Origin of the sequence: Eilatimonas milleporae, from assembly GCF_003688555.1 — a bacterium.
GTDB lineage: Bacteria > Pseudomonadota > Alphaproteobacteria > Sphingomonadales > Kordiimonadaceae > Eilatimonas > Eilatimonas milleporae.
Genome location: NZ_REFR01000011.1, coordinates 484,463 through 505,640, shown reverse-complemented (window position 1 = coordinate 505,640; position 21,178 = coordinate 484,463). Strand labels below are relative to the sequence as shown.

Annotated in this window: 13 protein-coding genes; 7 read left to right on the top strand and 6 right to left on the bottom strand. The window is 64.0% G+C overall.

Translation table 11 applies throughout. The features are described from left to right. Positions 1-10: 10 nt before the first annotated feature. From BXY39_RS10375 to BXY39_RS10360, 4 genes are all read left to right on the top strand, one after another. A complete protein-coding gene (locus BXY39_RS10375; RefSeq protein WP_121938763.1) occupies positions 11-742 on the top strand; it encodes a hypothetical protein in 732 nt (243 codons plus the stop codon). An 83-nt stretch (positions 743-825) separates the two neighbouring features. Next, the gene (locus tag BXY39_RS10370; RefSeq protein WP_121938762.1) at positions 826-1,749 is read left to right on the top strand and encodes an exonuclease/endonuclease/phosphatase family protein; all 924 of its coding nucleotides are present in this window, start codon (positions 826-828) and stop codon (positions 1,747-1,749) included. 66 nt (positions 1,750-1,815) lie between these two features. Next, positions 1,816-5,823, top strand: coding sequence for a hypothetical protein (locus BXY39_RS10365; protein ID WP_121938761.1), 4,008 nt, complete (start codon positions 1,816-1,818; stop codon positions 5,821-5,823). A gap of 43 nt (positions 5,824-5,866) precedes the next feature. Continuing rightward, entirely contained in the window at positions 5,867-6,997 is a 1,131-nt protein-coding gene (locus tag BXY39_RS10360; RefSeq protein ID WP_121938760.1) for a hypothetical protein, read from the top strand. A gap of 430 nt (positions 6,998-7,427) precedes the next feature. Here the strand turns inward: BXY39_RS10360 and BXY39_RS10355 are convergent, their stop codons facing one another. The 3 genes from BXY39_RS10355 to BXY39_RS10345 form a co-directional block, all read right to left on the bottom strand. Beyond that, complete coding sequence (locus tag BXY39_RS10355) at positions 7,428-8,867, bottom strand: glycine betaine ABC transporter substrate-binding protein (protein WP_211332191.1); 1,440 nt, start codon at positions 8,865-8,867, stop codon at positions 7,428-7,430. A gap of 203 nt (positions 8,868-9,070) precedes the next feature. After that, complete coding sequence (locus tag BXY39_RS10350) at positions 9,071-9,940, bottom strand: ATP-binding cassette domain-containing protein (RefSeq protein ID WP_211332190.1); 870 nt, start codon at positions 9,938-9,940, stop codon at positions 9,071-9,073. A 3-nt stretch (positions 9,941-9,943) separates the two neighbouring features. Then, on the bottom strand, positions 9,944-11,431 hold the full coding sequence (locus tag BXY39_RS10345; RefSeq protein WP_211332189.1) for an amidohydrolase family protein: 1,488 nt from the start codon (positions 11,429-11,431) through the stop codon (positions 9,944-9,946). Between the two features lie 441 nt (positions 11,432-11,872). On the opposite strand from BXY39_RS10345, the gene BXY39_RS10340 reads away from it, so the two are divergent. After that, positions 11,873-12,838 (top strand): NAD(P)H-dependent flavin oxidoreductase, encoded by a 966-nt coding sequence (locus BXY39_RS10340; RefSeq protein ID WP_121938759.1) that lies wholly within the window; start codon positions 11,873-11,875, stop codon positions 12,836-12,838. Positions 12,839-12,976: 138 nt separating this feature from the next. Here the strand turns inward: BXY39_RS10340 and phbB are convergent, their stop codons facing one another. Beyond that, a complete protein-coding gene (gene phbB / locus BXY39_RS10335; protein WP_121938758.1) occupies positions 12,977-13,699 on the bottom strand; it encodes an acetoacetyl-CoA reductase in 723 nt (240 codons plus the stop codon). 361 nt (positions 13,700-14,060) lie between these two features. Between phbB and xdhC the strand changes: the two genes are divergently transcribed. Further along, the gene (xdhC, locus tag BXY39_RS19330) at positions 14,061-15,521 is read left to right on the top strand and encodes a xanthine dehydrogenase accessory protein XdhC (protein WP_170163756.1); all 1,461 of its coding nucleotides are present in this window, start codon (positions 14,061-14,063) and stop codon (positions 15,519-15,521) included. A gap of 251 nt (positions 15,522-15,772) precedes the next feature. After that, positions 15,773-17,374, top strand: a complete 1,602-nt coding sequence (gene aceB, locus BXY39_RS10320) for a malate synthase A (RefSeq protein WP_211332188.1) — start codon at positions 15,773-15,775, stop codon at positions 17,372-17,374. A gap of 53 nt (positions 17,375-17,427) precedes the next feature. Here the strand turns inward: aceB and mdoH are convergent, their stop codons facing one another. Both mdoH and BXY39_RS10310 read right to left on the bottom strand, forming a co-directional pair. After that, positions 17,428-19,656, bottom strand: coding sequence for a glucans biosynthesis glucosyltransferase MdoH (gene mdoH, locus BXY39_RS10315; RefSeq protein WP_245999038.1), 2,229 nt, complete (start codon positions 19,654-19,656; stop codon positions 17,428-17,430). After that, on the bottom strand, positions 19,622-21,169 hold the full coding sequence (locus BXY39_RS10310; protein WP_211332187.1) for a glucan biosynthesis protein G: 1,548 nt from the start codon (positions 21,167-21,169) through the stop codon (positions 19,622-19,624). Before BXY39_RS10310 ends, mdoH begins: the two co-directional genes overlap by 35 nt. Between the last annotated feature and the right edge of the window lie 9 nt (positions 21,170-21,178).

Genomic DNA, 21,178 nt, shown 5'->3' with positions numbered 1-21,178 from the left:
AGCACACGCCATGAGCAATGACAATCCGCTGATTCCCATCCTTGAGAACCTGTTTCTGACACCGTCTTCGGAATTCTACATATCGACGGTGCTGTACAATCCGGACGGCACATCCGCCGACCCCCTCACGGCGGCCGAGATCGACGTGGGCACGATGGACGGTGACGGTGTCGAGATCGGCGTGGTGCTGAAACAGGTGGTCATCAAGGGGCTGAGCAACACCCAGGTCAAGTTCGACACGGACAACAAGCCGGAAATCACGGTGGACGGCGACCAGGTCACCTTCCACGCCAAGCTGCCCAACACCCAGGCGGGCTATGAGCGGCCCCAGAGCGTGCCCGACCAGGTCGAAATGGCATCGGAACTGGACATCGCGCTCAACGGCACGGCGATGCCCCCCGGCACCCTGTCGGGCACGATCAGGACGGTGGCCGACATCACCGGTGTTTTCACCGCGACCCAGAAGGACAGTCACGATCCGCAAACCGTCCAGATCCAGATGAACAAACTGGTGATCAGCCCGGCGACCGCGGACGGCAACATCACCATCACCGTCGATCTCAATACCGTGTTCAAGGGGGTGATCAACACCATCCTGAACACGCCGGAAAATCTGGACAAGATGGTGGCCGCGCTGAACACGGAACTGGCCAAGCCGGAAACCCTGCAAAAGCTGTCCGATGCGCTGACCGATCAGGCGCGCAAGGCACTGGCCGGCATCGAGATGGCCGTGCCCGCCTGAGACACCGCAAGCGTCCCGACCCGTGCCGGGGCGTCCCCGGCACGGAAACGGGTTTGTCGTCCGTGAAACCGTGAGGGAAGGCCATGGCCGAAATCGCCGACTACATGTCATGGAATATCGAGAATCTGTCTTCACGGAAATCGGCGAAAGACCTGATCACCGGCGTTTCGGTACCGGCCTGGATCGCCACGCTGATCCTGACCATGGAAACCAATGTGGTCGGGATCATGGAGGTCACGCTGGGCACCGGGGCGGCGGCGGCCAGGATTTTGGCGGACACGCTGAACATCACATCCGGCAGCAGCGGCAAATGGACCTGTGCGGTGTCCGAACGGGACGTGGATGCCTCCGACCCGCTGGCGGCGCGTGCCGACAAATACGCCCTTTTGTGGGACACGGCCGCCGTCACGGTGGCGGATGCGGAAATCCCCGACCTGAAGACGGCGTTTCTGGACCGCAAGCCCCTGTCATGGAAAATGGCGAATGCCGCGGGCGGAACGGTGGTGCACTGCCTGCTGTGGCATGCGCCGCAGCCGAAAAATCACCTTGGCGGCGACACGATCGGGACGATTGCCGACGCGGCGGCGGAAATCGCCGGCATCACGGGCTCGAAAAACCAGCTGGTCTCGGGAGACTTCAACTATGCCACGGGCAGCGCGGCGGTCTATGAGCCGCTGACCAAGCTGGGCTTCGTCGGTGTTTTCGACGGCGAAAAGACCACGCTGTCGCGTCTGGCCACCTTTATCAAGAATGAACAGGAAAAGAAGGCGCTGGTCTTCGACGGCGAGGTGGACGACGCCTTTCTGTCCAGCGCCTACGACAATATTTTCCTGCGCACGGTCACCGGTACATTCACGGCGAAGGGCGTCATTCCCTTCATCCTGTTTCAGGAAATACAGACCGATCCCAGTCTGGCGCTGAAGCCGTCGTTGCAGATTCAATACGCCATTCAGGCCGCCAAGATCGTCAGCGATCACATGCCCCTGGTGCTGACGGTCAACGGCTGAGTCCTCCCATGGCGCGCGGTTCCACAGTGTCGGGGCCGGCGCCGCGCACACAAGGAAAGATGAAGCATGGACATCGACACCCTGCGCCGGAATCTCGCGATCGGCCCCGACGGGACGGTCGCGATCACCGACCAGACAGTGACGACGGCACGGTACAAATCTTTCTTCGATACGGTTTTCGGCGGGACGCCGCTGACGCTGAGCCATGCACGCAAAGGACCCGGAGACGCCGGCGACACCGTGCAGGTCACCGGCACCGGGTCATCCTTTCAGAATGTGGACGGGGCACCGGTCATCGCCACCTTCGTGCTGGACCCGGACAGCGGGGATGTGACGGCCGACATCGCGTTCACACTGGCCGGCGGCGGCCGGTCCTGGGGGTTTCGGGACAGTTATCCCGACCTGCCGGCGGCGTTCAATTTCGCCACCACACTCACGGCGACACAGATCTCTCCCCTGTATGAGCTGACATTCAGCGCGGCGGTTTTCCATGCCACGACCGACCCGCTGAGCGTGGATATACCGGTGGGCGGCACGTCGCGAAAGGTCGATCTGGAGGCCGGGCTCGCCTTTGCCGGCGCGACGAAACTGGCGGGGCTGATCAGCGCCCTCACCGACGAGATCGGTCTGGATACGGAATTCGCGCTGACCGGCACGATCATCCAGCCGACGGGCCGGACCCTGCCCCGCCTGAGCGGATCGGCGACGAATTTCCCGTGGGTGGAAGCGGACAACCCGCCGGGCATCACACTGTCGGCGGGTCTGGGGATCGATTTCACCCTGTCGGACACGCTGGAACTGACCAGAACGGCGTTCACCGTCTATTCGCCCCTGTCCGCGTCCGAGCTGCAACGGAACCCCGACTATCTGCCGGCCATGGGCTTCAGTTGCCATATTTATATCGACAGCCTGAAGGTGGGGCTGGATCTGGCGTCCAAGGTCCAGATCGGCCTGCCGAAACTGGTGATCACAGGCACGTTCGAGAATGTCACCGTGGGCAATCTGGCCGATTTCGTCGGTCTTGCCGGCACCGACACCCTGATCGACGGTCTGCCCGAGCCGCTGCGGGACGCCGCCGACAGGCTGGGCACCCTGGACCTGAAAGAAGCGGCGATCGCCTTTTCCAGAGCACCGGGCAGCGGCATTTCGGCGGACTATGTCTATCTGGCGGTCGACATGCCGGAAGCCCCGCGCTGGCCGCGCTCGGATGCCAGCTTCGATTTCGGCCCCTTGACGGCGGACTTCATCGTCACCACCCCTTTCGACGGCCCGCGGCTCTCGGCGACGATGACCATGGAACTGGACGTGCTCGGCGCGGTGATCGACGTGGAAGCCGGCTATCCCGATTTTTTCATCTCAGGCGCCCTCAAAACCGGGGTCGATATCCCGCTTCAGAGCTTTTTCCATAAATATCTGCCGGGCGGGACCACGCCGCCCACGGGCAGCGGCGCCGACCTGCATATCGATGCGCTCAGCATCAATTACGACCCCGGCGTCCGCTTCAACTTCTTCACGGAAATGGCCAAGGACCCGTCCTGGGCCGTGCCGCTCGGACCGAAGGGTCTGGTCATCGAGGATGTACGCTTCGGCCTGTCGCGTACACTGGGGTCGCGTACACTGGGGACCGGTCCGCAGACCACCGCGAAGGTTGCCGGGACCCTGACTGTCCCGGACATAGCGACGCTGTCCATGTCATACGACCCGACGCGCGGGTTTGAAATGCGCGGCGCCTTCGCCGATGTGACGCTGAACCAGCTTCTCGGCTGGATCACCAATGCGGACACTGTGCTGCCGGACGGGTTCGGTGCCATCGCCTTCACGGAGTCGACCCTGCTGATCCGCGACCAGTCCGGCACGTTCGAGCTGGATTTCGGCACCCATGTGGACCATTTCGGCGACCTGGCCTTCACGCTTCTGGACGACAGCGGCACCTGGGGGTTCGCACTGGGACTGAACCTGACACTGGGGCAGCTGGCGTCACTGGACGGTCTGTCCGCGATCAAGCCGTTTCTGGAGATTTTCCCGCCCGATTCCCATCAGGTCATCGTCATCTCGACGATCGACAAGGGCGACTTTTCCTTCCCCGCGCTGTCACTGTTCGACAATCCGAAGATCGGCAAGGGAGACATCGTTCCGCCCGCCCAGTCCAAGGGACTGAGAAAGGGCTTCTATTTTTATGCGGACGCCAGTTTCGGCGACAATGAAATCCTGACCAATGTCGCCAGGCTGATGAATCTGCCGACCACGCAAACCCTGGCGATTTCCTTCTTTATCGGCGGCGATGCCGCGACCGAGGCCGACCTGTCCCTGACCATCGGGCCCGGCGGAGTGCCGGCGGACCAGAACGGGCTGTCCCTGTCCGGTACCATGGGCATCAAATGGCAGGGCGGCGAGATCATGTTTTACATGACCGGCACCGCGGACACGAAAATCCAGGGACAGGCCGTCCAGTTCGATGCCCAGCTGCTGGTGACCGAGAACGGTGCCTTCATCTCGGGCGATATGATCGTCACGGGCCGGGGCACGATCAATTTCAGCTCCTTCAAACTGAAGGAACTGGCTCTGGAGCTGGGAATCTCCTTCGAGGGGGTCCCTTCCTTCGGCTTTATCGCGGCGCTTGATTTCAAGCAGTTCGACAGTTCCATCGCCGTTTTCATCGACTCCGCCGACCCGGCGAAATCCATGGTGGCCGGGTCCGTCAGCGACATCACGCTCGCCGATATCATCCAGTCCATCGCCGGATCAACAGCGGGGCTGCCGGATTTCCTGGAAAACGCGCTGAAGGAAATCGGTGTCGGCGGCATTCACGGCTTCAATGCCGACTATGCGACCTATGCCGAGGCGCTGGACGCCTATGACCTGACCACGATTCAGGCCATGTTCAAGACCGCGGGCGGGATTAGCCTGCCGAGCGACAGCGCGCAGATACAGCTGATCGTCAATACCAAGGGCATGCTGTGGTATCTGTTCGATCTGTCGACAATGTATCATTATGAATTGCAGGCGGACACGGCGAAGAAAACCATCAATGTGTCCCTTGAGGCACAGCTCTATGTGGTTCCGCAAAACACCCAGATCGCCACCATCACCTTTCAGGAAGGCTATAATGTTTTCGGCGAAATCGACTTCCTGATCATACAGGACACGATACAGCTGGAATATGTCCCGCAAAAGGGCATCGCTTTTTACGATCAGTTGAACGAGATCGTTGTCGGCGGCAAGAATTTCCTGGTCATCAAGGCGGCCTCCGACCAGACAGCGCCCCGGATAACGGCGCTGCGACACCAACGGGCACAAGCTGTCAAAACAGGGCCGCGACTGTTGCTGTGCACCTTTACGGATCCCAGCAACCCGGACCCCAATTTCCGCGAACCGGCGATGAAGATTTCCGGCGAGATCGATTTTCTCGGCATCACCGATTCCGTGCTCATCGAATACCGGGACGAAAAATTCAATATGGCGCTGAGCTACGAGAACCCGCTTGGCACCTCATATGATATCAAGGCCTGGTTCAATGGCCTGCAAGACATGGGCGCCAGCGGCAGCGCGGTCATCGGTCTCGATCATCCTTTCGGAATTTCCGGGCGCGGCAGTTTCCTGCTGAATGACAATGTGCACGCATCCCTCGGCTTCGGTGTCTCGGGCGATACCATTTCCGCCAGCGCCAGTTTCGGCGTCACCATTCTGGGCGAGAGCCTGAACACACCCTCCATCCATCTCGATATTGACGGTCAGTCGCTGGAAAATATCGCCCAGTACGCCATCAAAGCGCTGGAAGCCGCCCTGGATAGTTTCTTCAAAGACGCACTGAGATGGCTCAAGGCACTCAAAAACGGCCTGATCGAAGGCTTCAAGGATTTGGAGGCAGCGGCAAAAGTCCTCGCCTCCTATTTCGAGAAAACGGCGAAGGAGGCGGCCAGTCTTCTTCACGCCGCAGGGTATGCGGCGGAAGAAGTCCTGAACGTCCTGAAATCCGTTTTCGAAAAGACCGAGGAGGAAGCGAAGGCAATTGTCAACTTCCTTTACAACGTCGCCGCGGGCTGCGCCATGACGACCGGTCTTGTGACGTCATAACGCATCCGCTTTTCCAAACCGACCCCGACCGAGGAGACATGTCATGTCCACCGACTTTCTTGCCGGCGTCAACGCCAGCCTTCTGAACGATACATCCACAAGCCTTTTTCCCTCGATCAAAGACAAGATCGGCGGCACATCCACCATCACGGTGGAAGGCGTCAAGGTAAGCGTTACATGGTCCCTGACCGAGGCGCCGGTTTTCGATTTCAGCCAAAGCGGCACGGCGGCCTTCAAGGTCGACCTCAGCCTCGGCATCAGTGTCACGCCCGAAGGCGGAAAGCCGTCCTCGACAAAGGTACCCGCCACCGCCGACGCGCAGGCCGCCATCACCGGTTCGGGCGATCTGTCCTTTTCGGTGACCGACATGACTTTCAATTCGGAGGACCCATTTCTGCAGAAGGTCCTCGATATCAAGAAGCCGGAGATCATCGGTCAGGTACAAAGCCTGCTGTCCGCCATTCAACTGCCGATCGGTCCGATAGAAGGCACCAGCTTTCAGGGCTATGCCGTGGCCGTGGTTTCGGACGCGCTGAATGTCGGTGCGACGATCAGTGGCGGCGCCAGCATATCCTCATCGGCACCGACATCAACGGATCTGGGCCTGGGGCTCGTCCTGTCCAACGGGCTGATGCAGAATGTGGTCCGCAATGTCTGGTGGAACCATACGGAAAAATCCTTCCGTCCCAACAGTGACACGACCGTCAACATCAACGGCTACAGCTTTTCGGTCAGCGGCGGCCGGTTGAACCTGGCGCTCAATCTTGGCGGCAAATACGAACTGGACGTGGGCATCGGCACGGCCAAGTGGAATATCGACATCGGCACCGTGCATGTGACGCTGAATATTTCGATTGACGATAAAAACAATGTAAATCTTGCCGGCGGCAGCGTCAGCACGCCGAGCGTCTCGATCAAACCGGATAATTTCCTGGCAACGATCACATCGATTGCCGCGGGGCCGATTGTCACCCTCATCCTGAACGAGGTTGTGGCCAATATGATACCGGGCCAGATCAAGGATCATCTGGCGGGCACGATCTATACGGTGCCGACAGTCAGTTCCAGCTTTCAGGGAGTGGATTTTTCACTCACACCGGACAAACTGTCCCTCACCGTCAATGGTAGCGAAGTCGACGTTCGCGGATCCGCGTCCGTGTCCGTCACCAGCTGACCGCTATGGTACCGGCATGGCAGGATAAGGCGTCCCTGCCATGCCGAAACAGGCACAGGCAACGATGGGACACTTTAAGGGCTTTACCTACCTATCGATAGGTCATTTTGACTTAGAATTTATAATAAAATACTTTATCTATTTAAATTATATAAAATTTTTTATCTATCAGAAGATCCGTTCGAGAAAACAGCGGCACAGACAGGACAGTAACCGGCGTTGCACACCGGGTCATCAGGGGGCCGAGACCGGCGAGCGGCAGTTTGGAGCACTTTCCGGACGGCGAACCGCTGACACTTCGCCTGAAAGCTATGGATCGTTGTGACGCGCTTTCCGGGCGGCGAACCGTATACACTTCGCCTGAAAGCATGTGGATATTTGTGGCGCGCTTTCCGGGCGGCGAACCGCAAGCACTTCGCCTGAAAGCGCGCTAGCGCCGCACCCCATGTTCCATGGCGGAAAACAGGCCCTGCACCAGCAGCGCCATGACCGCCGCCGGCACCGCGCCCGACAGGATGATTTCCATATCGTCGAGACGGATGCCGGTCAGGATCGGTTCGCCGTACCCGCCGGCGCCGATGAGGGCGCCGAGGGTGGCGGTGCCCACATTGATCACCGCCGCCGTCTTGATGCCGGCCAGGATCATCGGCGCGGCCAGCGGCAGTTCGATCAGGCGAATGCGCGCGGCGCGCGGCAGGCCCAGGCCGTTTGCCGCCATGACCAGATCGCCCGGCAGGCCGGACAGACCGGCATGGGTGTTGCGCACCACCGGCAGCAGACTGTAGAAGAACAGCGCCGCCACCGCCGGCAGCCAGCCGATGCCGAGCGCCGGGATCATGAAGACGAAAAGCGCCAGCGACGGCACCGTCTGCAGGACGGCGACCATGCCGAGAATCGCGGCCCCAAAGCGCGGATACCAGAAGGCGGCAATGCCGAGCGGGATCGCCACCAGAATGGCCGCACCCAGCGACAGGCCGACCAGAAACAGATGGCGCAGCGTGTGGCGCGGCACCTGCGCCCACGGGCCGCCCCCACGCCCCTCACCCAGGCCCGCACCGATGGCCGCATCCATCGCCGCACCCTCGCCCGCATCCAGACCGGCACGGGCGCGCAGAAAGGCGGCGGCGACCTCGGCGCCCGGCACCCGGTCGATTTTGGCCCGGCGGTTGAGACGGCGCATGGCGGCGGCATCGATCAGCCCTTCCAGCCGCGCGATGGACCCGCGCGCCGCCGGGTGCCGGTCATAGAGATCGCGGCGGTAGACGACGACGGCGGCATAGTCGGGAAAATAGCCCCGGTCGTCCGCCAGCACGGTCAGGCCGTAGAGATCGATCTCGGCATCGGTGGTGTAGATGTCGATGACGTCAAGCTGGCCGGCGGCGATGCCCTGATAGGCAAGATCATGGTTGAGACCGGACGGCGTGTGCGGCAGGCCGTAGCGTGCCTTCAGGCCCGGCCAGCCGTCGCCGCGCTGCAAAAACTCGGCACTGAGGCCGAGTTTCACATCCGGCACGCGCGCCAGATCGCCGATGGTTTTCAGCCCGTGCCGCCGCGCCACGGCAGGACGCACCCCGAAGGCGTAGGAATTGGAAAATCCGAGCGGCGCGCTGACCCCGAGCCCGTAGCGGGCGCGCAGGCGGTCACGGATGGAGGCAAGACCGGCGGCGCCGGTGTCGCGCAGGATCTCAAGGCTGAGGGTGCCGGTATAGTCCACATAGGCATCCACATCGCCGCGCAGAAGCGCCTGCCACACCACACGGGTACCGCCAAGGCCGGCGCGGTGGCGCACGACAAGGCCGTCGGCCCGCATGGACAGGGCCAGCATGTCGCCGAGGACGACGCTTTCGGTAAAGGTTTTGGAGGCGACCACGACGGGGCGGTCCTGAGCGGGAGAGTCCTGAACAGCGGGAGACCCCTGAACAGCGGGAGACCCCTGAACAGCGGGAGACTCTTGGGCAACGGGAAAACATGGGGCCGACGCGGCGAGCGCAGCCGCCAGAACAAGCGAAACGCCAAAACAGAGCCGGCGCCAAAGGCGAAGGGGAAACCCCGCACGGACGGCAACAACCGGCATCATGCGCCATCCTCCCGCCGGCTTTGATCCGGTCCTGTTGGCTGATCGGGCCCTGCTTTCTGATCGGGTCTCGTTTGCTGATCAGGTCTGGTTTGCTGATCAGGTCTGGGCCGATGCGCGGTCAGGAAACGGGTGACGAAGGGGTCTTTGGGCGTGTCCACAAGGGCCGCCACCGGGCCGCTCTGTATGATGCGGCCGGCGCGCATCAGCACCACCTGATCGGCGAAAAAGGCAGCCTCGGTCATGTCATGGGTGACGAGGACGACGGTCTTGCCGAGGTCGGCGAACAGGGCCTTCAGCTCATCCTGAAGATCGTGGCGGACCAGCGTGTCAAGCGCGCCGAAAGGCTCGTCCAGAAGGATCACATGCGGGTCCAGCATCAGGGCGCGCATGATGGCGACGCGCTGCCTCTGCCCGCCGGACAGGGCGGCGGGACGGCGGGACAAAAGGTCGGACGGAAAGCGGCACAGGGCGGACAGCTCCGCCAGCCGGGCGGCGATGCGGTCCCTGGGCCAGCGGAGGAAGCGCGCCATCAGCGCCGCGTTGCCGGCGGCGGTCAGATGGGGAAACAGGCCGCCGCCCTGCACCATATAGCCCATGCGCCGCCTGAGCGCGAGGTCGCCGGCGGTCACGGGGTCGCCTTCAAAGGTGACGGTGCCGCCGTCGGCACCCTCCAGGCCCATCATCAGACGCAGGAGTGTGGACTTGCCGCAGCCGGACGGGCCGACCAGCACGGTCGTTCCCGCTACTGGTACGGTCAGCGAAACACCGTGCAGAACCGCCGTGGCGCCGAAGGATTTCGTCACGCCGCGAATATCGAAGACGGGGCGAGCGTCAAAGGCGGGCCGCGTGTCGAGGGAGGGGGTCACGGATCAGCGGGCGGCAAGGGCGGTCTCCACCACATCGCCGTTTTCACGGTAGACCACGCCGCCCTTCATGACGAAATCGACGCGGGACAACAGATTGATGTGGCGGAGCACATCGCCGTGCACGGCGACAATGTCGGCAAACTTGCCCTCGGAGACGGTGCCCCATTTGTCCGAGACCCCCATCATGACGGACGGCCAGTAGGTGGCGGCGCGGATGACGTCCATCGGCGGCAGGCCCATGACATTGACCAGAACGTCCATCTCGTTCCAGGTGCTTTGACAGTGGAATTTCATCGGGATGCCGCTGTCGGTGCCGACGAGGAAGACGACGCCGGCCTCGCGCAGCTGGGCGATCTTGTGCTTCAGCGTCGGACGGCGCAACGGCGTCAGCTGGGTGTAGCCAAGCTGGCCGGGCCGGCTGATGGAGCGTTTGATATCGGCGATGGTGTCGGCTTTCAGGCCCCGGTGCCAGCAGGTGGCGTCCAGCTTTTCCGGGTTGTCGACGGTGTGCTTGTAATTCCACAGACCCTCGACCGTGGGTGTCCAGAACAGCGGCCCGCCGGCAATGCGGCCGGTGGCCGTGCGTTCCGTCAGCATTTGCATGACATCGTCGGGGTATCCGGGCGCGGTGGTCAGGCCGGTGTGTTCGAAATTGTCGACGCCGATTTCAAGCCCGCGGCGGATTTCACCGGGCCGGTGGGAATGGGCGATCACCTTCAGGCCGTGCTTGTGGGCCTCGTCCACCACGGCCTGGGCTTCGTCCAGGGTCATGGCGTCCTGATCGATCAGCTTGATGATGTCGACGCCGGCCTCGGCCAGTGCGCGCACCTTGCGCCGGCCGTCCTCGGCGCCGAAGACGCCCCAGCGATACCCCTCGGTGCCGGGATAGGCGCGGTGCTGGATGAAGGGCCCGGAAATGAACAGGCGCGGCCCCGGAATGGTGCCGTCCTCGATCCGCCGCTTGACGGAAACGGACGCCTCGAGCGGCGCGCCGAGATCGCGGGCGCTGGTGATCCCGGCCAGCAGCAGCTGCACCGCGCTGGCCGGCATGATCTCGTCGGCGTAGCGGTCGGGATAGGTGCTGTGCCAGTGGGGATAGTCGGAGTGGCCGGTCAGCATCAGATGGGCGTGGTTTTCCCACAGGCCCGGCAGTACATCCATGCCCTCGGTGGAGATGACATCATAGCCGTCGGGCACGGCAAGGGCACCGAGACTGCCGACGGCGGTGATGGTGTCGCCGTCGACGAGGATGACGCTGTTGGCGATGGGCCGGTGGCCGAAACCGTCGATCAGCCGCCCGCCGACCAGCGCCGTTTTCCGGGCGGCGTTCCGGTCCGCTTTCCGGTCCGCCGCCTGCGCGGCCCCCGCCGTCAGCGCGGCCAAAAACAAAAGGGCCAAAAGCAAAAGGGCCGGAAAGCGTTCCCGCGAAACCGCCCCCACGGCCCCGCGTGTCGCGGACCCGGCCGCCTGAAATGTCATGAATGGTGTCATGTGCGTTCCCCCTTCTATCCGCCCTGTAACGGCCCTGCGGCGATCCTGTGACGGCCCGGTGACTGTCGCCGCCCCTTAAGAGCCGAAAGCCGCGCGCCGAAGACCGCGCCCGGAAACAGCCCGGCAACACGGCAAGCGCCGGACCGTGCCCTGCCCTGTCGTCTTTATAGCCGGGCCCTACCGTCTTTTACCCGGCCACAGTGTCGGCGGCCCCGGCACGCAGGTCAAGGGGGCAGGCCCGAGTGTGAGCTGGGGGCGGGGTAAGCGGGAGGCGCCCTTTTCTATCGTCGCGGCCAATCCGTCCTGGCGTGAGCCGATGTCTTGTTCAATATTCAGGCTTTTTTGTTGAGTTGCACATCCGCACGCCTTAGCGTCGCGAATAATGGAACTGACCGGTGTGATTATTATCCGCCGCCCCTTGTTGAAAGAGATAGGTGACATATGGCCCTGCCCGACTGGCTGACACAGCGCCTGCGCCTGCCCGTGATCGGCGCGCCGCTTTTTATTATTTCCAACCCCGACCTGGTGATCGCGCAGTGCAAGGCCGGCGTCGTCGGGTCCTTTCCGTCGCTGAACGCCCGGCCGGCGGAACAGCTTGAGGTGTGGCTGCAAAAGATCACGGAAGAGCTGGACGCCTACAATCAGGCCAATCCGGACAACCCGGCGGCCCCTTACGCCGTGAACCAGATCGTCCACCGCTCGAACGACCGGCTGCAACACGACATGGAACTGTGCGTGAAATACAAGGTGCCGATCATCATCACCTCGCTCGGCGCGCGGGAGGAGATTTACGAGGCCGCCCATTCCTACGGCGGCATCGTGCTGCATGACATCATCAACAACACGTTTGCAAAAAAGGCGGTGTCCAAGGGCGCCGACGGCCTGATCGCGGTGGCGGCCGGCGCCGGCGGCCATGCCGGCACGCTGTCGCCCTTCGCGCTGATCCAGGAAATCCGCGAATGGTTCGACGGGCCGCTGTGCCTGTCGGGGGCGATCGCCTCGGGCGATGCGGTACTGGCGGCCGAGGCCATGGGCGCGGACCTGGGCTATATCGGGTCCGCCTTCATCGCGACACGGGAAGCCAACGCGGATGAACGCTACAAGCAGGGCATCGTCGACGGTGTGGCCGACGATATCGTCTACACCAACCTGTTCACCGGCGTGCACGGCAACTATCTGAAACCCAGCATCATCGCCGCCGGACTGGACCCCGACAATCTGCCCGAAAGCGATCCGTCGAAGATGAATTTCGGCTCCGGCGGCAATACGGAAGCCAAGGCGTGGAAGGATATCTGGGGCTGCGGACAGGGCATCGGCGCGGTCAAGGACGTCAAGACCACCGCCGACTTCGTCGCCCGGCTGGAGGCGGAATACCAGGCGGCCCGCAACCGCGTGATGGCGGCCTAAAGACAGAGCCTGAACAGACGGCCCAAAGACAAGACCCGCACACAAGGAAGGGGCCCGGCAAAACACCGGGCCCCTTTTCGTTTCCATCCGGTACAGGCCTGTCCGATACTGGCCTGTCCGAATACTGGCCTGTCCGGGTCAGTACATGTGCTGGCCGCCATTGATCGACATGGTCGACCCGGTGATGAAGTCGGCCGTGTCCGCCGCCAGGAACGCGACGCCGCGCGCGATATCCCCGGCCTTGCCGAGACGACCGACCGGGATGCGGGCGACGATCTTGGCCAGAACGTCCTCGGGCACGGCGGCGACCATGTCGGTGTCGACATAGCCGGGGGCGACCGCGTTCACCGTGATGCCGTAACGCGCGCCCTCCTGGGCCAGCGCCTTGGTGAAGCCGTGAATGCCCGACTTGGCGGCGGCATAGTTGGCCTGACCGTACTGGCCGGCCTGACCGTTGATGGAGCCGATATTGATGATGCGGCCGAACTTGCGGTCCTTCATGCCGGGAAAGACCGCATGCGCCATGTTGAAGCAGGACCCCAGATTGGTGTCCAGCACGTCCTGCCAGCGCTCGTGCGACATTTTCATCAGCGTGCCGTCGCGGGTGATGCCGGCATTGTTGACCAGAACGTCAACCGGGCCGACCGCCTCTTCGATCGCGGCCACCTGTTCCTGACAGGCGTCATAGTCGGACACGTCGAACCGATAGGCGGGAATCCCCGTCTCCTGGGAAAAGGCTTCGGCCTTTTCCACATTGCCGGCGTAATTCGCCACGACGCTGTAGCCGTCATCCTTCAAATGCTTGCAGATAGCGGCGCCGATGCCGCGGGTGCCACCGGTTACCAGTGCTACGCGTGCCATTGTCTGTCTCCGAATTGATGGGCAAAAAAAGACATTCAAGGAAGACTTTCCCGCAATGCGGGCAACACGACCCCTCCCCTGATGCGGATGCCATCATGCCCCAAGGCATGGGGGGGACGTCAACCCCTGAAACACCAGTAAATACAAAGGTTTTTGCTGCATCGCAGCGTCTTATTTCAGTAACAATTCTAACGGGAGCGATTAGGTCAGAAACGGAACCGGGGCCGGAAGCGGGGACGGGACCGGGACCGAAAGCGGGGACGGAGTCAGGACCGGAACCGGATCATGACGCGGCCGGGGCGCGGACCGGGCGGACCACGGGGCGCTGGCGGAACCGGACAAACCGGGCTAGAAAGACGCCATGTCCGATGATCCGCCCGTTTCCACCGCACCGGCCCGGCCCGCGTCTCTGACTGCGTCCCGGCCTATGTCCTTGGCCGGCATGCCACCCGGTACGACACCGGAACAGCCGCCTGGGGCGTTGCTTGGGGGCTCGCCCGTCGCGGCACGGGAGGAATCGCCTGGGGAGTCGTCCGTCGCACAGACGGGGTATGATGCGGGCGCGAACGCCCCGGACGACGGCGACTGGCCGCATCTGCATGCCCTCCTTGCCGCCGGGACGCCGGCCGTCCTTGTCACCATCGCGCTGGCGCGCGGGTCGGTGCCGCGCGACGCCGGCACCCGCATGATCGTCACACGCGACCGGGTCAGCGGCACCATCGGCGGCGGCAATCTGGAACTGCAGGCGATCGCGCAGGCGAACAGAATGCTGGGCGGGCCGGGGATACCGGGCGGCGATGAGGACGGCAATCAGGCTGGCAATCAGGACAAAGATGGCGGTGATCGCCGGGTGCAGGGACGGGCCCTGCACTATCAGGACTATCCCCTCGGGCCCCTGCTCAACCAGTGCTGCGGCGGCAATGCCAGCCTGCTTTACGAGCGCTTCACCCCGGACGATGCCGGGCACATTGCCCGTCTCGTCGCGACGCCGGCCTTCATCCTCTCGCGGCTGAGCGGGACGGATCCGGAAAAACGACCGGTCACGGCAGCGGGAACAGAGGCGGGGACAGAGGCGGGGATCAGCGACGCGGCGGCGCCGAGGGACGGTGATGTGCCGGAAAGCGCTGTGGCTTTGGGCGAAAACGTTCTGACTTTGACTGAAAGCGGTCTGGGCGAAAACGTTCTGGGCGAAAACATTCTGGGCGAAGGCACTTTGGCTGAGAGCACTTTGGCCCTGGCGGAAAGCGGGCCGCTGCTGCTGATGGCGGACGGACAGCCCATCGGGCTTGGCGGACAGCCACGGCAGGCGGCCTATCTGCTGGAGCCCGCGGGCGCGGCGCGGCGGCCGCTGTTCATCTTCGGGGCGGGGCATGTGGGCCGGGCGGTGGTGCGGGCGCTGGCCGATCTGCCGTTCCGCATCACCTGGATCGATTCCCGCGCCGAGGAATTTCCCGACCATATTCCGGCCAACACCCGCAAGCGCCTGCTCGACCCCGTCACCGGCGACATGGCGGCGGAAGTGGCGGTCGCCCCCGCCGGGGCCTTCTATCTGGTGTTCACCCACAGCCACGATCTCGACTTCGCGGTGACAGCGGCGGTGCTGGCGCGCGGCGACGCGCGCTATTGCGGGCTGATCGGATCGCGGACCAAACGCACGCGCTTCGTCCGGCGCTTCGAACGGGAAGAAGGGCTGAGCCCGTCGGACATCGCCCGCCTGACCTGCCCCATCGGCATCGCCGGTATCCCTGGCAAGGCCCCGGCCCACATCGCCGTGGCGGTGGCGGCCGAACTGCTGCGGCTAACCGACGGGGATCAGGTCTGAAGGATCCGGCCCGAGGAGGCCGAGCCAAGGGGCCATGCCGAGGGGGCATGCTGAAAGGCCATGCCGAAAGATCAGGGCTGCATCAATTCGCGCGGGCGTGGCAATCCAGCATTTGCCTCACCGCCTTCCGGTGGCTACAGTGGCGTTGTTTTGCCGCACCGCACAATTCAGTCCGGGCTGCGGACCACATCGGTTCACACCGGACACACACCACCCAGACGGCCAACACCAGACCCACGGAGACTTCATCAATGACGCACAATATCGCAGGCCTTCGCATCGACGCCCCGCACGTGGCGGGACAGGACAGTATCCTGACCGACGAGGCGATGGCCCTCGTCGCCGGGATCGAGCAGCGTTTCGCCGCCCGTCGCCGCGATCTGGTGAAAGCCCGCGACGCCGTGCAGGCAAAGCTGGACGCCGGCGGTACGCTGGACTTCCTGCCCGAGACGGCGGACATCCGCGCCGGCGACTGGACCGTGGCGCCCACTCCAGACGACCTGCGCGACCGCCGCGTGGAAATCACCGGCCCGGTGGATCGCAAGATGGTGATCAATGCCCTGAATGCCGGGACCAAATGCTTCATGGCCGATTTCGAGGATTCCAGCACCCCCACATGGGCGAACCAGATCGAGGGGCAGATCAATCTGCGCGACGCCGTGGCGCGCACCATCAGCTTTCACGACGCGGCCAAGGGCAAGGACTACCGGCTCGGCGAGACGCCGGCGGTCCTGCTGGTGCGGCCGCGCGGCCTGCATATGGACGAGGCCCATGTGACGCTGGACGGACAGCCGGTGTCCGGCGGTTTCCTCGATTTCGCCCTGTATCTGGTGCACAATCACGCGGAACTGAAAAAGCGCGACAGCGGCCCCTATTTCTACCTGCCGAAGATGGAACACCATCTGGAAGCCAGACTGTGGGAAGAGGTCATCACCTTCGCCGAGACCACGCTGGGCCTCACGCGCGGCACCGTGCGCGTCACCGTGCTGATCGAAACCATCACCGCCGCCTTCCAGATGGATGAAATCCTTTACGAGCTGAAGGACCACATCGTCGGGCTGAACTGCGGGCGCTGGGATTACATCTTCAATTTCATCAAGCGGTTCGCCCGGCGCGGCGACATGGTCCTGCCCGACCGCGACGCGGTCGGCATGACCCAGCATTTCCTGCGGTCCTACAGCCTGCTGCTGATCAAGACCTGCCACCGCCGGGGCGCGCACGCCATGGGCGGCATGGCGGCGCAGATCCCCATCAAGACGGACGAGGCCGCCAACAAGGCCGCCTTTGACAAGGTGCGGGCCGACAAGGAGCGCGAAGCCTCCGACGGCCATGACGGCACCTGGGTCGCCCATCCGGGCCTGGTCCCCGTGGCCCTGGCCGAGTTCGACAAACATATGCCGAACGCCAATCAGATCGCCACCCGACGCGCGGATGTCAGCGTCACCGCCGACGATCTGCTGAAACTGCCCACCGGCACCATCACCGAGACCGGCCTGCGCCGGAACATCACCATCGGTCTGATGTATCTGGGGGCATGGCTGGGCGGCACCGGCTGCGTGCCGATTTTCAATCTGATGGAGGACGCGGCCACGGCGGAGATTTCACGCACCCAGTTGTGGCAGTGGCGGGTGCACCGGGCGCAGCTGGACGACGGGCGGGTGATCGACGACGGGCTGATGCGCCGCATGCTGGATGAGGAATATGACGCCCTGCGCAACAGCGCCGGCCACCTGCCCAGGCTGGAGGATGCCATCACGCTGTTCGACCGGCTGGTGATGGCGGACGACCTGGCCGAATTCCTGACCACGGATGCCTATGCCATGATTCTGGAGTATGAAAAGACGGCGGCCTGAGCGCAAAAAGGGCAGAGGGGTGTATCCGACAGCCGTCGGGACATCCGGGCCTGTCAGGACATAACGGGGTCCCGGTCGCCGGTCCCGGCGCCGGCCCCATCACCTTCCGGCGGCTGCTGCCTGGGATTGCCCGCCAGCCCCAGAACCCCGGCGATCAGGCGCGGGGTATGCAGCAGGGCCACGGTCTCGGACGGGGTGAGCCAGTTTTCCAGATGCGCCAGGCCGCGGGCGCGTTTCAGCTTTTCGCCGGCAAGGATGCGGTCGGCATCAAAGACGCCCTCGTCCATGGCGTCGAGCTGGCCCAGATGCCAGTTGCGCAGATCCGTATCAGCGACAATCCGGTCAAACGCGCCGCCCACGGGATCGAGGCCGGCGGGCAGCGCCCGTTCATACGCCCGGATGATGGCCGGTTTCCGGCGCTTTTCCTCGGGCGTGCGCAACAGGCCGAACCAGCGCAACGCCCGGCCAAAGCGGTTCCGTCCGCTGGCCCAGGACAGGGGCGCCGCCAGGATCAGACCACCGGTGATCGGCAGCATCCACCAGAAAAGGTGGGGGTTGAGCATCCAGGCCAGGCCCCCGAAACCGAGGCCGGTCGCCATATGCCAGCGATGCACGCGAAACGCATCGGCAAGGGCGATGGACCCGTCGCCGCGCCGCTGAACCGCCCAGCCGCTGTCCCCGCCCGACAGGACGTCCCGGACGATCTGGCTTTGTGCCAGCATCATCACCGGCGCGTAGAGGGCGGACAGCACACTCTCGGCCAGCAGGCCGGCCGTCAACAGTACGGGGCCGCCAAACGCCCAGCAGCGGCGCGGGTTGAGACAGGCGGACAGCCACCCCAGCCCCTTGGGCAGCAACACGACGGCCAGCGACAGGATAAACAGCCTGATGGCCCGTTCGGCATCGAAAACCGGCCATGTGGGGAACAACGACGGCACGGCGAAATATTCGGGGCGGGTAAAGGCCGCCTGAACCGCCAGCAACAGGCCGATCCCGACCAGGATCAGCCAGAACAGCGCGCTCATATAGGCCATGATGCCGCCCAGCAGGTGCAGGCGCGTCGTCAGCGCCAGACCGCGCGCGCCCAGAAACCGCGCATGCTGCAGATTGCCCTGGCACCAGCGCCGGTCGCGGATCATCACATCGCTGAGCGACGGCGGTGCCTGTTCGTAACTGCCGTCAAGGTCGGTGTCCAGCCGCACGCCCCAGCCGGCGCGGCGCAGCAACGCGGCCTCGATAAAATCATGGCTCATGACATGGCCGCCAAACGGCGGCGCGCCGGACAGATGCGGCAACCGGGCGGCGGATGCGAAGGCATGGGTGCGGATGATGGCATTGTGGCCCCAGAAATTGCTGCCGGGGCCATGCCATGCCGCCAGTCCGTCGGCGTAAATCGGGCCGTAGCAGCGGTTGGCGAACTGCTGAAGGCGGGCGAACAGGGTGTGCCCGCCGATGATCGCCGGGGCCGTCTGGATCAGGCCGAGGCCGGGGTCTTCCTCCAACCGCCGGGCAAGCGCGATCATGGTCTCCGCGCTCATCAGGCTATCGGCGTCCAGGATCAGCATGGCGTCATGGGCACCGCCCCAGCGCATGACCCAGTCGGCGACATTGCCGGCCTTGCGTTCGGTGTTGGCGCGGCGGTGACGATAGTAGACGGGACAGGCGGCCGGCACGCGGCGCGTCAGCCTTGAAAAAACACTTTCCTCCCTGAGCCAGTCGGCAGCGCGGTTGGTATCGCTCAGAATAAAAAAGCAGAACCGGTCGGGGGCTTTTTCCGACAGAGCCGCCGCCATGGCCGAGACCGCCGCCGCGACCATATGAGGGTCCTCGTTATAGACGGGCAGCAACACCGCCGTATACAGGGACGGCGGTGTTGCGGAGGGCGGCGGCGTTGCAGGGGACAGGAGACGCGCAAGATCGCGCGCGGCCCGCCGCAGGAACCCCAGAAGACACTGACAGGCGGCAAAGGCGACCCAGGCGAAATTCAGCGTGAAGAAAACCAGGAACACCCATTGCAGAGCCGTCAGACCGCCGGCCGCCATGACACCGTGCATTTCCCGTGCGCCGAAAGCCGCCAGCAGCAGGGTGCCCACAGCCAGCACCGCCCGGCTGACAGCGGTGCCGATACGCGCGGTCCGGGACCGGTTCTTCAGGCGCAGGGGCCGGCGCGGGGCATGGACGCCCTGACGCGGCATGTCCAGACGGCACTCGGGCGGCAGGGCGGGCCGGTCGGGGTGGAACGCCCCCTCAGGCACGCAGCCACCTGTAAAGCCATGTTTCACCAAGAGGCGCGCCTCCACGCATGGGCAGGGCACGGATTTCGACCACATCCGCGTCCTGCGGGTCGAAGGTCAGAAACATCCGCACACCGCCCGTCACCGGATTGGGCTGGAGCACGGTGTTCACCAGCCGTCCCGCGCTGACGGACACCTCGGCATCCATCGTGTCGCTGGGCTGCCAGCCGTGAAAATCATAATCGATGGTCATCTGCGGAAACCCGCCTTCAAGCGACAGGCCGTAGGCACTGCGGATCACATGGCCGAGGCGGGGGCTATCGGGGACAATGCTGTCCGGCCATGTCTGCCGGTAGGCAAAGCGTGTCTCCTGTCCGGGTTTGAGGGGAACGGCGGGGCGCCAATAGGCGACGATGTTGTCGTTGATCTCGGAGGCGGACGGAATTTCGACAAGCTGCACATGCCCCGGCCCCCAGTCGCCCACAGGGGCGATCCAGCAGGACGGACGCCTGTGATAATAGGCTTCCAGATCCTGATAGCGGTTGAAACCGCGCGCACGCTGGACAAGGCCGAACCCCTTCGGATTTTCGTCGACAAAGGCACTGACCTGAAGGGCGGCCGGATTGGCCAGCGGCCGCCACAGCCATTCGCCGCGCCCGGTCAGCATGCACAACCCCTGGGAATCATGGACGGCGGGGCGGTAATCGGGCTGGTCCGGCCCGTCCACGGGGCCGAACATGAACATGGAGGTCAAACCGCCGAACCCGATATGCGTCAGCTCGCGGCGGGCAAACAGGGTGGCCTCGACATCGATGACGGTGGGCGCGCCGGGATATATGCCGAACCGGTAGGCGCCGGTGACGCCTTCGCTGTCCAGAAGGGCATGGACAACGATATTGCCGGACCGCGCCGAGGGCCGTTCGATCCAGAACCGGCGGAAAACAGGAAATTCCTCGCCCGTCGGTTCGGCCACATCGACCGCGAGGCCGCGCGCCGACAGGCCGTAGGACTGGCCGGCGGAAACCGCCCGGAAATAACTCGCCCCCTGGAAGACGACGAATTCATCACTGTAGTCGGACCGGTTGACCGGATAGTGCAGGCGAAATCCGGCGAACTTGCCGCCATCCGCCAGCAGCGCGCCCAGCGCCGGGTCCGGCACATCGAAACTGTCCGGGCCGACATCGACCGGAAGCGACAGACCATTTTCAACGATGAACAGATCGACACCGGATTCGAACAGAAAGCCGGGGGCGAACAGTTCCACGGAAAACCGGGTCGGCGACCCGCCCCATATGGCCTTGTCCTTGCGGTAGCGGATCTGCCGGTAGCTATCGTAATCCAGCCCGGTCAGCCTGCTGTCCACCGGGGCCGGCGGCTCATAGGGCCGGCCCGCAAGCCCGCGGGCCTCGTCCAGAACGGTCTGCCGGGAGAAAGGCCGGCCCCCGCCCCGCTCCACATGGGCAAACCCATGGGCCGTCGCGGCCAATCCCGCGATCGCGGCAACCCCACCCAGAAAAGACCGTCGGTTCGGATACATCATCTGCTGCACCATATTCGTCATGCTTCTGAT